This is a genomic window from Pseudomonas sp. Irchel s3b5 (genome assembly GCF_900187435.1).
Lineage (GTDB): Bacteria > Pseudomonadota > Gammaproteobacteria > Pseudomonadales > Pseudomonadaceae > Aquipseudomonas.
This window is the reverse complement of record NZ_FYDY01000009.1, coordinates 1-16,148: the sequence shown is the minus strand read 5'-3', so window position 1 is coordinate 16,148 and position 16,148 is coordinate 1. Positions and strand designations below refer to the sequence as shown.

Here is a 16,148-nt window from a genome sequence, read left to right as displayed (position 1 = left end):
GGGGCCGTTGGCCCTTGACTGTTGGTTCAAACATGGAGAGATCGGGATGGTATTTTCATCCAACGTGTTCCTGTTTCTGTTCTTGCCGATCTTCCTCGGCTTGTACTACCTGAGCGGGCAACGCTATCGCAATTTGCTGCTGCTGATTGCCAGCTACATGTTCTACGCCTGGTGGCGTGTGGACTTTTTGGCGCTGTTCGCGGCCGTCACGCTGTGGAACTACTGGATCGGCCTGAAAGTCGGTGCCGCTGGAGTACGGACCAAACCGGCGCAGCGCTGGCTGCTGCTCGGCGTGGTCGTCGACCTGTGCATCCTTGGCTACTTCAAGTACGCCAACTTCGGCGTCGACAGCATCAACGCCATGATGACGTCGGTCGGCCTGGAGCCGTTCATCCTGACCCACGTGCTGTTGCCGATCGGGATCTCGTTCTACATTTTCGAGTCCATCAGCTACATCATCGACGTCTACCGTGGTGACACCCCGGCGACCCGTAACCTGATCGACTTCGCGGCGTTCGTGGCGATCTTCCCGCACCTGATCGCCGGCCCCGTGCTGCGTTTCCGCGACCTGGCCGATCAGTTCAACAACCGCACCCACACCCTCGACAAATTCTCCGAGGGCTGCACGCGGTTCATGCAGGGTTTCATCAAGAAGGTCTTCATCGCCGACACCCTCGCGGTGGTGGCCGACCATTGCTTCGCCCTGCAAAACCCGACCACGGGCGATGCCTGGCTCGGCGCGCTGGCCTACACCGCGCAGTTGTATTTCGACTTCTCCGGTTATAGCGACATGGCCATCGGCCTGGGCTTGATGATGGGTTTCCGTTTCATGGAAAACTTCAAACAGCCGTACATCAGCCAGTCGATCACCGAGTTCTGGCGCCGCTGGCACATCAGCCTGTCGACCTGGCTGCGTGACTATCTGTACATCACGCTGGGCGGCAATCGCAAAGGCACGCTGATGACCTATCGCAACCTGTTCCTGACCATGCTGCTCGGTGGTCTGTGGCACGGCGCGAACATCACCTACATCGTCTGGGGTGCGTGGCACGGCATGTGGCTGGCGATTGAAAAAGCGCTGGGCCTGAACACTTCGCCACGCAGCATCAACCCGATCCGCTGGGCGCTGACCTTCCTGCTGGTGGTGATGGGCTGGGTGATCTTCCGCGCAGAGAACCTGCACGTTGCCGGTCGCATGTACGGCGCGATGTTCAGCTTCGGCGACTGGTCGCTGTCGGAACTCAACCAGGCCAGCCTCACCGGCCTGCAAGTGGCAACGCTGATCGTGGCCTACGTGACCCTGGCGTTCTTCGGCATCCGTGACTTCTACAGCAATCAGCCGCCTGCCAAGACCAAGCCTGCGGTGAATGTCGACAGCGACGGCCCGGCCGCCACCGAACCGGGTCTGATCAAAGCCGCGCCTGGGGATAACCCGGCGAGCATCCATCAGCCTGGCTACACCGTCGGCATTGACGCCCAGGTGCAACCGGCCTACTGGACCGCTGACTGGTCGCGCTACGTCATGCGTGCGCTGGTGTTGCTGCTGTTCATCGCCTCGATTCTCAAACTCTCGGCGCAAAGTTTCTCGCCGTTCCTTTACTTCCAGTTCTGAGGGATCTGACCATGACCCGCTCATTACGCATCTTCTACATCGCCCTGTTCATGGTGACGCTGCTCGCCCTGGGCGTGTGGTCGGTTCGCAGCTTCATGGGTTTCAGCACCAACGCCGATGCGACGGTGCTCAACGGCCGCTGGACCAAGGCTGTGGAAACCCACTACGACGACGAATTCCCGATCAAACGCCTGGGCACCAACCTCTGGGCCGCGCTGGATTTCAAACTGTTCAACGAAGGTCGTCCGGGCGTCGTGCTCGGTCGCGATCAGTGGTTGTACAGCGATGAAGAATTCCACCCGGTGGTCAACGAAGAGCTGAACCTGCAAGGCAACTACGCGCTGGTCGAAGGCGTGCGCCAAACGCTGAAAGCCAAAGGCGTGCAACTGGTGATGGCGGTGGTGCCGGCCAAGGTGCGCCTGTACCCGGAACACCTGGGTGAAGTGAAACCGGCCAGCATCCACGCCAACCTCTACACGGATTTCCACCAGCGCCTGGCCGCTGACCGGATTCCGGCACCGGACTTGCTCGGCCCGCTGCAACAAGCCAAGCAGAACGGCCAGCAAGTGTTCCTGCGCACCGACACGCACTGGACGCCGCAAGGCGCCGAGATCGCCGCCAACCGTTTGGCCAAGACCATTGCCGACACGTACCCGTTGAGCGGCGAACCGCAGCGCTTCGTCACCGAGCCTGCCGAAACCATCACGCACAAGGGCGACCTGCGTCTGTTCCTGCCACTGGACCCGCTGTTCGAAAACCTGATGCCCAAGCAAGAGCCCTTGCAGAAGCGCAATACGGTCGCGGCTGAAGATCAGCCCGCCGGCGACGACGCGCTGTTCGCCAACACCGAAGTGCCGGTGGCCCTGATCGGCACCAGCTACAGCGCCAACCCCAACTGGAACTTCGTCGGTGCGCTCAAACAAGCGCTGAACAGCGACGTGGTCAATTACGCCGAAGACGGCCACGGCCCGATTCTGCCGATGCTCAGCTACCTCAAAAGCGACGCTTTCAAGAACAGCCCGCCACAAGTGCTGATCTGGGAGTTCCCTGAACGATATCTGCCTGTGAACAACGAAATCGGCGACGCCGACCCGCAGTGGGTCGCAGAGCTTAAACAAGCCGGCGCTCGCCAACAAAACGTAGCCATCAACACTAAATCCGAGACGCCCGACCGGGCGCAAAACTGAAAGAGAGAGGTACTACCATGACTTTCAAGACTACTCCTCGTCGTCTCGCCAAGACCTTTGCACTGGTTGCTGGTATGAGTGTGCTTTCGATGCAGGCCTTCGCCGCTGGCGACTCCGCGCTCTACGGCCCGACCGCACCGAAAGGCTCGTCCTTCGTGCGTATCTTCAACGCCAGCAACGCCGAAGTCAGCGCCACCGTCGGCAGCACCAACCTGAGCGATGTCGCGCCGTTGGCCAGCAGTGACTTCAGCTTCATGCCGGGCGGCGACTACAGCGCCAAGGTCGGCAGCCAGACCCTGCCGGTGAAACTGGCCGGCGATCACTATTACACCCTGGTCAACAACGCCAGCGGCGCGCCGCAACTGATTGAAGAGCCGCCGTTCAAGAACAAGCAGAAATCCCTGGTGCGCGTGCAAAACCTCAGCGACAAGGCGCTGACCCTGAAAACCGCCGACGGCAAGACCGACGTGGTACCGAACGTTGCGCCCAAGGGCCGTGGCGAGCGTGAAATCAACCCGGTCAAAGTCAGCCTGGCGCTATACGATGGCGCAACGAAAGTCGGCGACGTGAAACCCGTCGCCCTGGAACGCGGTGAAGCGGCAGTGCTGTACGTCACCGGTAACGGCAGCAGCCTGTCGCCAGTCTGGGTAAAACGCCCGGTCTCGACGCGCTAACACATTTTCAGAATTGACCCGGCTCTCTGTGGGAGCCGGCCTGCCGGCGATGCAGGCCACTCGGTTTTTCCGATGTACCGAGGTGGCGCCATCGCTAGCAGGCTAGCTCCCACAAAGGCCTAACCAAACGATTTGCAAGGAGTAACAACATGATTCCGGTGATCTTGTCAGGTGGTAGCGGTTCGCGTCTTTGGCCGCTTTCGCGTAAGCAGTTCCCTAAACAATTCCTGGCCCTGACCGGCGAGCACACTTTGTTCCAGCAAACCCTGGAACGCCTGGTGTTCGACGGCATGGACACGCCAATCGTGGTCTGCAACAAGGACCACCGTTTCATCGTCAACGAGCAGTTGGCCGCGCGCAAACTCGAAACCCAGCGCATCCTGATGGAACCGTTCGGCCGCAACACCGCGCCGGCCGTGGCCCTGACTGCGATGATGCTGGTCAATGAAGGTCGCGACGAGCTGATGCTGGTGCTGCCGGCCGACCACGTGCTCGAAGACCAGAAAGCCCTGCAACGCGCCCTGGCCCTGGCCACCGTCGCAGCCGAAAACGGCGAAATGGTGCTGTTCGGCGTACCGGCCACCAAACCGGAAACCGGTTACGGCTACATCAAGTCGACCAACGATTCGCTGCTGCCTGAAGGCATCAGCCGTGTTTCGCACTTCGTCGAAAAACCCGACGTGAAACGTGCCACCGAGTACGTGCAATCCGGCGGTTACTTCTGGAACAGCGGCATGTTCCTGTTCCGCGCCAGCCGCTTCCTCGAAGAGCTGAAAAAACACGATCCGGACATCTACGACACCTGCCTGCTGACCCTCGAGCGCAGCCATCAGGATGCCGACACCATCACCTTCGACGAAGCCACCTTCGCCTGCTGCCCGGACAACTCCATCGACTACTCGGTGATGGAAAAAACCCAACGCGCCTGCGTCGTTCCATTGACCGCTGGCTGGAGCGATGTCGGTTGCTGGTCGTCGCTGTGGGAAGTGAATGCCAAAGACGCCAACGGCAACGTCACCAAAGGCGACGTGGTGATCCAGGACAGCAAAAACTGCATGATCCACGGCAACGGCAAACTGGTGTCGGTGATCGGCCTGGAAAACATCGTCGTGGTCGAAACCAAGGACGCCATGATGATCGCCCACAAGGACAAGGTCCAAGGCGTGAAACAGATGGTCAACACCCTCAACGAACTGGGCCGCACTGAAACCCAGAACCATTGTGAGGTCTATCGTCCGTGGGGCTCCTACGACTCGGTGGACATGGGCGGCCGTTTCCAGGTCAAGCACATCTCGGTCAAACCGGGCGCGTGCCTGTCGCTGCAGATGCACCACCACCGCGCCGAACACTGGATCGTGGTCAGCGGCACGGCTGAAGTGACCTGCGATGAGAACGTGTTCCTGCTCACCGAGAACCAGTCGACCTACATTCCGATCGCTTCGGTGCACCGCCTGCGTAACCCGGGCAAAATCCCGCTGGAGATTATTGAAGTGCAGTCGGGCAGCTACCTGGGCGAAGACGATATCGAGCGGTTTGAGGATATCTATGGTCGCTCGACGCCAATCGAGCGTGGCGTGTCGGTGAAAACCATCGCGCAGTAAACCTGCAGTTAAAAAGAAGCCCCCATCCAGGCCACTGCGTCCCCTATCCGCAGTAGTTTGGGTGGGGGCTTTTTTTTCAGATTTTTGTATTGCCTCCACCGACCCCATCGCTGGCAAGCCAGCTCCCACAGGTTTCAGCGGTGAACACCTATCTTGTGAACACCCGCAAACACTCTGGGAGCTGGCTTGCCAGCGATTAGGCCGGCACAGACACCATAACAATCAGCCCATCGCCAACCCCACCTGCGCTTAGGTAGGATGGTCTCCTCTACTCCCGAGGTTGGCGCGTCATGTTTATCGGCATCCTGCTGGTCATTACCTGGCTGATCCTGCTACTGCGCTACCCAGCCAAAGCCTTGCCCGTCTCGGTTGCCGCTGCTGTGGGGCTCGGCATCGTCGCCACTTGGGTCATCTGGATGGACCACCGCGAGCTCAAGCAACTGCAACGCCTGGAGCTGCGCATCAGTTATGCGCCGCAGCACTGCCCTCCCGACCGTCCGCTGCAATTGACCATGAACAATGGCAACGACGTGCCGTTGACCGAATTGCGCTGGCGAGTCGCGGCTTATGCACCCGGTGACACGGTCAATCTGGCCGACAATCAATACACTGCCCCACGCTATCGCGGTCCCGGCGAATTACAGGCCGGTGGCCGTTGGGAAGACTGCCTGCCCATGCCACCGCTGCGCCCCGGCTACCGTCCGGAAACCCTGGAGTTTCGCGCCGAGCGTTTGCAGGGTAGTTTTTCCGACTGATTCCCCCCTTTTTTTGCACAAGGAATGCGCCATGCCCGTTGCGTTGATTACCGGTTGTTCCAGCGGCATCGGCCGTGCCCTCGCGGATGTGTTCAAGGCTGCCGGCTACGAGGTCTGGGCCAGTGCGCGCAGGACTGAAGATGTTGCCGCGCTGAACGCTGCCGGATTCACGGCCGTGCGATTGGACGTTAACGATGGCGTGGCACTCGAAGCGCTGAGCAAACGTATCAACCACGAGCGCGGTGGGCTCGATGTGCTGATCAACAACGCCGGGTATGGCGCGATGGGGCCGTTGCTCGATGGCGGCGTACCGGCGATGCAGCGTCAGTTTGAAACCAACGTGTTCTCTGTCGTCGGCGTGACTCGCGCGATGTTTCCTGTGCTGCGCCGGACCAAAGGGATCGTGGTCAACATCGGCAGCGTGTCGGGCATTCTGGTCACACCTTTCGCCGGTGCCTACTGCGCGTCGAAAGCCGCCGTGCATGCCTTGAGCGATGCCTTGCGCATGGAATTGGCGCCGTTTGGTATACGGGTCATGGAAGTCCAGCCGGGCGCCATCGCCTCCAGTTTCGCCAAGAACGCCGGCCATGAAGCCGAACAACTGATCAGCGAACAATCGCCGTGGTTTCCGCTGCGTGAAGGCATTCGCGCCCGAGCCAAAGCCTCGCAGGACAACCCGACCCCGGCCAGCGAGTTTGCTGCCGGCTTGCTCAAGGCAGTGCAGCAGGACAAGCCACCGCGACTGATTCGCCTGGGTAATGGCAGCCGGGCGTTGCCGTTGCTGGCGGGGTTGGTGCCCAAAGGTTTGCTGGAATCCGGGTTGATGAAGCGGTTCGGGTTGCGTGGGCAACTCTGAAACCGTGTCGACCCCATCGCGAGCAGGCTCGCTCCTACATTGAAATGCGTTTCCCTGTAGGAGCGAGCCTGCTCGCGATGTCGTCAGAACAAACGCCGCCAAAAATTCAGGAAACAGCACAATGACCGACTACACCGACTACACCAACTACTTCGACGAAGTCATCCAGGCCCACGTCGCCATCGAACAATGGCTGGCCGAAGAACGCGACCCGTCCGAACTCGACAATCTGCTGTCGCGCTTTTCGCCTCGGTTCTCCATGGTCTCGCCCTTGGGCCGGGTACTCGACTTTGATGCGCTGAGCGAACTGTTCTCGCTCGCGGGCGGCAAGAAACTCGGGTTCCGCATCGAACTCAGCGAACTGCGTGGCATTGCGCTGCACGACGGTGGCGCAACCGTGAGTTATCGCGAGCAACAGACCGATGCGACCGGGCAGCACTCGGATCGTCGCTCCACGGTTGTGTTCGAGAAGCACGCCGATGGCCGGGTGATCTGGCTGCATTTGCAGGAGACGTTTTACAAAGCTTGACCCGTTACTTTTGTACGTGACGTCGCTACAGCACAGCAGAAACAAACTCAAACACACATTGCCGCCGCCCCTCTCGCCAAACGCCCCCCTGACTTATAACTTGTTAACAGCCCGTCAATTAACGGGCTTGAGACTTCAAATAAAAAACTAAACTTCAATCCACTGAAAAACAAACTAAAGGCAATAATATGGACATTATTGATCAACACTCTTTTTCCACCCCTGATGCACGCGATCCAAGCTTTGGTGAAGACGGTGTCATTACGTTATTCAATCTGAAGCACGCACTTGATCTCGACAGGCATGTGAAAGGTATACAGGTACTGGCCAACGACAAACTACTTGTGGGTGCCTGGCTCGCCCGTGATCTTAAAGGACTGTACGGTCTGGCACGCTTCAATCCGGATGGCAGTGTCGACACTGCATTCGCCGACAACGGCCTGGTTCATGGCAACTTCGCTGGTGGCTACGACTCGGCGGGCGGCAGGCTTGCCGTACAGCCGGACGGGCGCATTCTGATGCTGGGCTGGTCGCGAAAAGCAGACAGCAACAGCCCGAAACGGCTCGTGATCTGCCGCTTCGAAAAAGAAGGTGCGGTTGATGAAAGTTTTGGCCGACAAGGCTGCGTCATTATTGACAACAGCACCCTCGGCGAACTTGTCAATGACAGCAGCACGCTGCAACTACACGAATGCGGAAAGATCATCATCGGCGCAACTTACCGAAACGGCGACACTTCCACGGGGCTGGTAGTTCGCATTGACACCCATGGCAACCTGGACAAAACCTTCAATAAAACCGGCAAGCTCGAAATAAGACACACGGCCTTCAGCGCCACTTCAGTTCATGCACTACTCGCGCAAATCGACGGCAAAGTTCTGGTCGCGGGCAGCGCTGTCAATGCCGTCCCAGAGACGCTCGGATATGTAGCGCGTTACTTGCAAAACGGCGAACTCGATCTCGACTTTGGCGGTGAGGAAATGCCCGGTTTTTCCACACTGAACATTCCCAATGGCAGCGTGGCTATTCATGATCTGGTCGCTACAGGCGGGGGCAAGGTTGTTGGTATTGGCCAGGCCAGCACCGCCGTCCGAAACTGGGGTCTGCTGGCAGGTCTGGACTCCACCGGCAACCCACACCCGTCATTCAATGGTGGTCGACCGGTCCTGACGCAATTCGATGCCGAGCATGGTAACGAATGGGTCTGCGGCCATCAGCAGTCGGATGGAAAGATCGTCACTGCCGGCGGAGCCCGACGCCTATACACGGCGCGTTATCAGGCCAACGGTTTGATTGACCGAAGTTTTGGTGAACATGGCTGCATCCAGGAAGATACGGCATTAGTCACCACGCCGGCTCAACTGCAAATCCAGGCCAATGGCCGGATTCTGTTGGCCGGCAACACACTTGGACTGGGTGGCGCTCTGGGTCATGTTTACGGTTATCTGCGCCCTGAACAGGCTAGCGACTGACCGGCCCACTCCCCGCACAATGTCATGCTTTTCAAAAGGATTTTGAGATGACCAAACTGCTGAATATCAAAATGGATAATTTTGTAAACGAGATCAAAAAAGGGGTGCCGGTGACATTCGGCTTCACCCTTGAAACCGATGGTGCTCCGCCGCCTGTGGGTTCGCGTTTGCAGTTCAGGGTTTCAGAGGATGTGACACTGCTGCACACCTCCATGCCGATTAATGGCGCGCAATTAGTTGTAAACGAACACTTCAGGTATTCCACTATCACGATTACGGATGTGCAGACACAGGGGTGGAATGCTCGACGTACGCTGACACTGCGGTCTGATAAAAACCTGCAAGAATCATCTGTCGCCGAGTTGTGCGGGATTGTTTACTACCAACCCACCTACCAGGAAAGTCTCTACTGCCCTGTCCTGGTCAGGCACATCGAAGCGCTGAATATTCAAACCCGCCAGGTGTTCAACGGTGCATGGCAGGACGAGGTTACCCAGGGCTGGATTTACAGCTATGACGTCATCCTGCGCGCTGTTGACCGCGCCTGCACCCAATGGGGATTTTCCAGCGCTGGCTTGCCGCCAGGTACGAAAATTCACGCCAAAACCTGGCTGGAGACGGCGCATGACGGTTCAGAGGGTGTGATTGAATTACACACGCCTGCAAGCGACCAGTACCTGCTGGAGCCGGGCAACGATTTGACGGTATCCATTCAAGTGCTCTATCCGCTGGCAACGGAGCAAGACCCTGCACTTCGCAGCCTGCCTAATCTCGTGGCCAATCCACGTTGAAAGCCCCCCCCAAAAAACACCTCTATCCAGCAGGATAGAGGTGTCGCTTACCGCTCAACTTCTGACTTCACCACCACCGTACACGTAATCCCCGCTGCCAACAGCACACCCTCCGGCACTTCATCGATGTGTATCCGCACCGGCACCCGCTGTGCCAGGCGCACCCAGTTGAAGGTCGGATTCACATCCGCAATCAGCTCACGGCTCTCCGGGTTGTCGCGGTCGTAGATGCCGCGCGAAATACTTTCCACATGACCCTTGAGCACTTCGCCGCTCATCAGTTGCATGTCGGCTTTGTCACCGACGCGCACGTGGGGCAGTTTGGTTTCTTCGAAGAAGCCGTAGACCCAAAACGAGTTCATGTCGACCACGGCCATTTTCGCTTCGCCAATGCGCGCGTAATCGCCGCGATGGACGTTGAGGTTGGTCACGTAACCGTCCACCGCCGCGCGCACTTCGGTGCGTTTGAGATTGAGTTCGGCAGCTTCCAGTTGTGCCTGGGCGTGCTGGTAATCGGCCAGTGCCGAGTCGGCGATGTTGCTGGCGTCGTCGCGGTTTTCCCGGGAGATCACCAGGTTGTCCAGATCGGCGCGGCGATGGGCGTTGACTTTGCGCATCTCCCACGTGGCCTTGCGCGAAGCGACCAGGCTCTGCGCCTGCTTGACCGCCAGGCGATAGTGCTCGGGATCGATCTGCATCAACAGGTCACCCTTCTTCACCAACTGGTTGTCACGCACCGGCACGTTCACCACTTCGCCGGTGACGTCGGCGGCGACATTGATGATATCGGCGCGTACCCGACCATCGCGGGTCCAGGGTGTGTTCATGTAGTGCTCCCAAAGGGAGCGGCCGATCCACAGCGCCAGGGCCAGTACCAGCAAGGTCGCGAGCAGGCTGAAAAGCTTTTTCATCGGGACGTTCTCAACGGTAGACAGTCAGCGCCAGTGCGCCGAACAGACAGGTAAACAGACTCAGGCGCAGCAGCGCCGGGTGCCAGAAGAAGCGGTACAGATCGAAGCCGGACAGGAAGCGGTCGAGCGCCCAGGCCAACGCTGCCGCGATGAAAAACATCAGGGTCATGGTCGGCATGTAGACGCCGTGGAAGGCGATTTCACGAGGCATGTTCAAGTCCTTCAGGCTTGGCGATGGCGTAGGCGGCGAGTGGTGATTGCGGGTCCAGCAACGAGGTGCGGATGAAGTGCAAATAGCTTTTCACCCGACGCAGCGCCGAGGTGTCGAAGTGCGGGGCGAAGGGTTCGTCCGTCGACTGCACACGGCTGATCGCGTGATCGACCGCGACCAGTGCACGTTCCAGATTGTTGCTGCCCGGTTGCAGGAACAACCGCACCAGCGCCCGCCCCATCACCCGGATCGCCTGGCGCCACGGCTGGGATTCGGCATACGCCGGATGCACCGGCAGAATCGCCTGTTCTTTGCGTAACTCGATGATCGCGTGGCCGACTTCCAGCACCACGAACATCCAGCGCAGCAGGTCGCGCTGCACGTGCGGCTGCCCTGCGGCCAGGCCGTAAGCCTGATGCAACAAGTCGCGGGTGCGGCTTTCGAAACTCGACGCCAGCCCCTTGAGTTTGCCGCTGATGGCGTACACCACCTGACCCCGCAGATCCTGCTCCAGCCGACGCCATAACCAGCGACTGTTCGGCGGTAAAATAATCGCCCCGGCCGCCGCGCACACCAGCATGCCGAGCACCATGGCGATGTAGTCGTTGATGAAGGTGTACGGGTTGTAGACGGTGAGGTTGTCCGGCACTGAGCCGGTGCTGAAAAAGATCAGCAATCCGAGGCCGACACCGGCGTATTGCGGGCGTGAGCTCAGGAATGATCCGAGCACGATCACCGGCGCCAGCATCACGCACAACAGGGGAAAACCGTCGATCCACGGAAAGATGAAAAACATCTCGACGAAACCAATCAACGCCCCGAGAAACGTACCGCACGCCATCTGGAAGGCCATGCGTTTAGGGTTCGGCGTGGCGGCCGACAGGCCCACGGTGGCGGCGGCGATCAGGGTCATGGTTGCGCCGCTCGGCCACGCGGTGGCGACCCAATAGCTGCCCAGCACCACCAAAATGAACGCCGCGCGAATCCCCGAGGCCGCAGCGGCCATCCAGTTGGTTTGCGGGGTGAACGGCTCGTCCCATTGCTCCCGCGCATGGCTGTGATCGGCGAGGGACGCGTGGGTCTGTGCATAACTGTGCAGGTCGTCGACGAAGCGATAAAGCAACTCGTACGCGGTGTGGAAATCCAGTTGCTCGGCGTCGCTCGGCTCGCTCTCCTGGAACGTCGCCCGCAGGCTGCGCACTCGCGCCGGCAGGCCTTCCTTGTAAACGGTCAAAGCCGTGACCAGGCGCGCCGCATCGGCGCTGGTCAGGGAACGACCACTGTAGCCGTCGAGCACTTCGGCCAGGTCCTGCAAACCCGGTTTGATCGCCGCCACGACCTGATCCGCCGCGCTGTTGCGCAGGCGTTCGAGCAATTGATGCAAAGCGTTGAAACGCGTGGTGATGCCCATGAACTCGCTGTTCAAGCGACTGAGCCGACCGTTGCGCCGACGCATGTGCGGGTCTTCAAACACGGTGACACTGCGCAAACCTTCCAGGCCCACCGCTTCGGCGATGAAACGCACGTTGCCCGCCTCGAACGCATCCCGTTGACTGCGTCCGCGCAAGCCGTCGGTGACGAACAGGGCAAACACGCCGAAGCGCTGATACAAGGCGTTGTGCATCGCGGCGCTGGCGGTTTGCGGCAGGATCGCGGCGCTGACCAGGGTCGCGCAGAGAATCCCCAGGGAGATTTCCAGCACCCGCCACACCGCCGCCATGAACGCGCCGTCGGGATGCGCGAGCGCGGGCAATCCGACCATCGCCGCGGTGTAGCCGGCGAGTACAAAACCGTAAGCGCGAAAGTTACGGTAACGCGCGGCACCGGCCGAACAAATGCCGACCCAGATCGCCAGCGAGCCGAGGAACAGTTCGGTGTTCTGCGCAAACAAGGCAATCAGCGCGACCATCACCGTCGAGCCGGCCAAGGTGCCAAGAAAACGGTAGAAACTCTTGGCGAACACCTGACCGCTTTGCGGCTGCATAACGATGAACACGGTGATCATCGCGGTACGCGGCTGCGGCAATTCCAGACGCATCGCCAGCCACAGCGTCAGGAACGCCGCGATCAGGACCTTGAAAATGTAGACCCAGGTCACGCCATCACTGCGCGCCCAGTCGAAGAAACCCCGGCGCCATTCAAGGGAGTACAGCCAGCGCAAAGGTGCGGGCAAGGGGGTCATGAAATCCTGCTCAATTAAAAAAGGTCTGGGATGAGGCAAATCCTGTGGCGAACGAGCTTGCTCGCGCTGGGCTGCGCAGCGGCCCCAAAACTCCGCCAGCCCCTGAACACTTTGTGAGTGCTGCGCACTCAAGCGGGAGCAAGCTCCCTCGCCACATTTCTGGGTGTGCCTGACACATCAAGTTCATCGAAGAAGAACCGGTATTTTCGGCACTTGAGTCTGTTCGGCAGACGGCACATCGTTGCCCGCGCCCAAGCCGCCGCCAAGCGCCGTCACCAGTTCGGCATGGGCACTCAATCGCGCTGCCTGCACCTGCTGCTGAACCTGCTGCTGCTTGAACAACAACGTCTGGGAATTGAGCACGTTGAGGTAATCGGTGAGGCCACGCTGATAGGCAATCATTGCGATGTCGTAGGTCTTCTGCGCCGTGGCCACCGACTCGGCGGCGAAGGCCTGCTGCTTGTCCATGGACTCGCGGCGGATCAACTGGTCGGAGATGTTTTTCAGCGCGTTGACCACGGTCTGGTTGTAGTGCGCCACAGCGATGTCATACCCGGCCGAGGCTTCACCCAGCTCTGCACGCAAACGCCCGCCGTCGAAGATCGGCAAGGAAATGGCCGGGCCGACCGTGTAGTTGAGTTTCTTGCCGGTCAAGAACTCCAGCGCACCACCGCCGGTGGCCATGTAGCCGAGGCTGCCGACCAGATCAACGTTCGGGTAGAAACCCGCGTGCGCGACATCAATGCCCCGCGCCTGCGCCGCCACTTGCCAGCGACTGGCGACCACGTCCGGGCGCTGGCCGAGCAACTGCGCCGGCAATGACGACGGCAGTTTCAGAGCCGCGCCCAAGGACAGCGTCGGACGCTGCACCTTTGCGCCCTCCCCTGGGCCTTTGCCGGCCAGGGCGGCGAGTTGGTTGCGGCTCAGGGCGATCTCTTCGTCCAGCGCATCGATCTGGCGATGGGTTTCCGGCAATGGCGTTTCGGCCTGACTGACTTCGAAATGGGTGCCGATACCACCGCCCAAACGTTTCTGCGCCAGTTCGAGGATTTGCTGTTGCTGCTTGAGCGTCGCTTCAACGATGTCCCGTTGCGCGTAATGCAACGACAGTTCGATGTAGACGCGCACGATGTTGTTCTGCAATTCGAGCTGCGCCTGTCGCGCCTCAGCCACCGTCATGTGGGCCATGTCGACAGCGCGCTCGGTGGTATTGCTTTCGCGGTCCCACAGGTCGAGTGCGTAACTGAAGCCCAACGCGGCGTTGTTGTCCCAGGTGGTGCTGTTGGCCAGGTCGCCGGGGCCATAGAACTGATCGGTCGGCCAGTTGTGCCGCTTGAGGGTGGAATCGCCATTGATCTGCAACGACTCGGCGGCCTCGGCGACACCGGCCATGGATCTGGCCTGACGCACGCGGGCGGTGGCCATGGCCAACGTCGGGCTATCTTGAAGGGCAAGCTCGATCCAGCGGTTCAGTTGCGGGTCGCCATAGGCCTGCCACCATTGTGCGGTGGGCCAGTGTGCATCCTGAGTGGCGCTCTGGATGGCGTCGTCGGTGGCCAGTGAACTGACCTCCAGCGCCTTGCCCTGCGGGGCAATACCTCCGGTTCCGATGCAGCCGCTGATTGCCAGGGTTAAAGCCAAAACACTGAGCGGCTGAAGCGCTCTGCTGATGCGACGCGGCACTGCTGCGATTTCCTGAAAATAGGGGGGATAACGAGATCTTGTAGGAGCCGGCTTGCTGGCGATGCAGACATCGCGCGGCATCTGGATGACCGCAGCGATGCCATCGCCAGCAAGCCGGCTCCTACAGTCCGCGCAATTCTATGGGTGGGCTTTGATGTCGATAAGCTGGGATTCCTGTGAATCTTTGTTACCGTTAACGAGATAATCCCTTGGTCGGGGTCTCAGCCCCCGAAACTTCGTGTCACAATTTGCCATCGCACTCGAGAGCACCCCATGGACACTTTGCAAAACATGCGCGCCTTCAGTTACGTGGCCGAAGCCGGCAGCTTCACCGCTGCCGCCGTGCAACTCGACACCACCACGGCCAACGTCTCGCGCGCGGTCTCCAATCTGGAAGCCCACCTGCAAACCCGCCTGCTCAACCGAACGACCCGCCGCATTGCGTTGACCGAAGCCGGCAAGCGCTACCTGCTGCGCTGCGAGCAGATCCTCGCCTACGTCGAAGAAGCCGAGGCCGAAGCCAGCGACGCCCACGCGCGCCCGGCCGGGCAATTGAAAGTGCACACCATGACCGGCATCGGCCAGCACTTCGTGATCGACGCCATTGCCCGCTATCGCAAGACTCACCCGGACGTGACCTTCGACCTGACCATGGCCAACCGCGTGCCGGACCTGCTCGACGAGGGTTACGACGTGTCCATCGTCCTCGCCAGCGAACTGCCGGACTCGGGTTTTGTGTCCCAGCGCCTGGGCATCACCTACAGCATCGTTTGCGCCTCCCCGGCCTACGTCAAAGTCAACGGTTGCGCGCAGAAACCCAGCGACCTGCTCAACCACGCCTGCCTGCGCCTGGTGAGCCCGGTGCTCCCCCTGGAAAAATGGGCCTTCGACGGCCCGGAAGGCCAGGAGATGGTCACCATCAACAGTTCGCCCTTCCTGGTGAACTCCGCCGACGCCATGAAAACCGCGATCACCAGCGGCATGGGCGTCGGCGTGCTGCCGCTGTACGCCGCCATCGACGGCTTGCGCGACGGCACACTGGTACGCGTGATGCCTCAGTACCGCTCGCAGGAACTGAACCTGTATGCGATCTACCCGTCGCGGCAGTATCTGGATGCGAAGATCAAGACCTGGGTCGAGTACTTGCGCGGCTCGCTGCCGGAGTTGCTGGCGGCGCATCAGGCGGAATTGGCGGCGTACGAACTGAGCGGGAGTCTGGGTGGGGTTCGGGTGGCGAATTAATGTGGCAAGCCAGCGCCTGCAAAGATCCTGAGAGGCCTGATTTCCTGTAGGAGCCGGCTTGCTGGCGAAGGCAACCTTGAATATTGCATCGATTTCGAGCCCATTCGCTGGCAAGCCAGCGCCTACAGGGATCGCTGCGAATCCATAAGTTGCCTTTACCGAAGAAAACTTCGGCTATAAGGCCGCAAAGCCCAAGCCAAACGGGACTGTCAGATATTTTGTGTGCAGGCCGGTAACGGCCTGCCGTTAGGCAGGCCATTCTTTTACCAGGCAGGCCTGATAAATCGATCTCCGTACAGAATCGCGAATTGATTCATCGCACTTTTCCAGTCATGGGCCGCTGAGCCCCAGTTTGCTGTGATGTTGCGCAGCCCAAGCCAGATCAGTTTTGTCGCCGCATCGTCGGTTGGGAAGTGACCTCGGGTCTTGATGATCTTGCGCA

General features: G+C 59.9%; 14 protein-coding genes and 1 pseudogene. 10 read left to right on the top strand and 5 right to left on the bottom strand.

Annotated features, from left to right (window positions below; genetic code table 11):
- The first annotated feature begins 46 nt into the window (after positions 1-46).
- The 9 genes from CKW15_RS12365 (at position 47) to CKW15_RS12325 (ending at position 9,477) form a co-directional block, all read left to right on the top strand.
- The gene (locus tag CKW15_RS12365; RefSeq protein ID WP_095056991.1) at positions 47-1,612 is read left to right on the top strand and encodes an MBOAT family protein; all 1,566 of its coding nucleotides are present in this window, start codon (positions 47-49) and stop codon (positions 1,610-1,612) included.
- Between the two features lie 11 nt (positions 1,613-1,623).
- Positions 1,624-2,799, top strand: coding sequence for an alginate O-acetyltransferase (locus CKW15_RS12360; RefSeq protein ID WP_095056990.1), 1,176 nt, complete (start codon positions 1,624-1,626; stop codon positions 2,797-2,799).
- Between the two features lie 17 nt (positions 2,800-2,816).
- Positions 2,817-3,473, top strand: coding sequence for an alginate O-acetyltransferase AlgF (locus tag CKW15_RS12355; protein ID WP_095056989.1), 657 nt, complete (start codon positions 2,817-2,819; stop codon positions 3,471-3,473).
- A 149-nt stretch (positions 3,474-3,622) separates the two neighbouring features.
- Positions 3,623-5,074, top strand: a complete 1,452-nt coding sequence (locus CKW15_RS12350) for a mannose-1-phosphate guanylyltransferase/mannose-6-phosphate isomerase (RefSeq protein WP_095056988.1) — start codon at positions 3,623-3,625, stop codon at positions 5,072-5,074.
- Between the two features lie 290 nt (positions 5,075-5,364).
- Positions 5,365-5,829 (top strand): multidrug transporter, encoded by a 465-nt coding sequence (locus tag CKW15_RS12345; protein WP_095056987.1) that lies wholly within the window; start codon positions 5,365-5,367, stop codon positions 5,827-5,829.
- A gap of 31 nt (positions 5,830-5,860) precedes the next feature.
- Positions 5,861-6,685 (top strand): SDR family oxidoreductase, encoded by an 825-nt coding sequence (locus CKW15_RS12340; RefSeq protein ID WP_095056986.1) that lies wholly within the window; start codon positions 5,861-5,863, stop codon positions 6,683-6,685.
- Positions 6,686-6,806: 121 nt separating this feature from the next.
- Positions 6,807-7,214: a DUF4440 domain-containing protein gene (locus tag CKW15_RS12335; protein ID WP_095056985.1), complete on the top strand. Its 408-nt coding sequence runs from the start codon at positions 6,807-6,809 to the stop codon at positions 7,212-7,214.
- A gap of 188 nt (positions 7,215-7,402) precedes the next feature.
- Positions 7,403-8,686 carry a hypothetical protein gene (locus tag CKW15_RS12330; RefSeq protein ID WP_095056984.1) on the top strand — a complete coding sequence of 428 codons (1,284 nt, stop codon included), beginning with the start codon at positions 7,403-7,405 and terminating at the stop codon, positions 8,684-8,686.
- Positions 8,687-8,733: 47 nt separating this feature from the next.
- On the top strand, positions 8,734-9,477 hold the full coding sequence (locus tag CKW15_RS12325) for a hypothetical protein (RefSeq protein ID WP_095056983.1): 744 nt from the start codon (positions 8,734-8,736) through the stop codon (positions 9,475-9,477).
- 47 nt (positions 9,478-9,524) lie between these two features.
- Here CKW15_RS12325 and CKW15_RS12320 read toward each other — a convergent pair whose 3' ends face one another.
- The 4 genes from CKW15_RS12320 to CKW15_RS12305 form a co-directional block, all read right to left on the bottom strand.
- The gene (locus CKW15_RS12320; RefSeq protein ID WP_095056982.1) at positions 9,525-10,388 is read right to left on the bottom strand and encodes an HlyD family secretion protein; all 864 of its coding nucleotides are present in this window, start codon (positions 10,386-10,388) and stop codon (positions 9,525-9,527) included.
- Between the two features lie 10 nt (positions 10,389-10,398).
- Positions 10,399-10,599, bottom strand: a complete 201-nt coding sequence (locus tag CKW15_RS12315; RefSeq protein WP_007896379.1) for a DUF1656 domain-containing protein — start codon at positions 10,597-10,599, stop codon at positions 10,399-10,401.
- The gene (locus CKW15_RS12310; RefSeq protein ID WP_095056981.1) at positions 10,589-12,781 is read right to left on the bottom strand and encodes an FUSC family protein; all 2,193 of its coding nucleotides are present in this window, start codon (positions 12,779-12,781) and stop codon (positions 10,589-10,591) included. Before CKW15_RS12310 ends, CKW15_RS12315 begins: the two co-directional genes overlap by 11 nt.
- A 183-nt stretch (positions 12,782-12,964) precedes the next feature.
- Positions 12,965-14,464: an efflux transporter outer membrane subunit gene (locus CKW15_RS12305; RefSeq protein ID WP_095056980.1), complete on the bottom strand. Its 1,500-nt coding sequence runs from the start codon at positions 14,462-14,464 to the stop codon at positions 12,965-12,967.
- 273 nt (positions 14,465-14,737) lie between these two features.
- Between CKW15_RS12305 and CKW15_RS12300 the strand changes: the two genes are divergently transcribed.
- Positions 14,738-15,706, top strand: a complete 969-nt coding sequence (locus CKW15_RS12300; protein ID WP_095056979.1) for a LysR family transcriptional regulator — start codon at positions 14,738-14,740, stop codon at positions 15,704-15,706.
- A 263-nt stretch (positions 15,707-15,969) separates the two neighbouring features.
- On the opposite strand, the pseudogene CKW15_RS12295 reads toward CKW15_RS12300, so the two are convergent.
- Positions 15,970-16,148, bottom strand: a pseudogene (locus CKW15_RS12295) (IS256 family transposase); the annotation flags it as partial.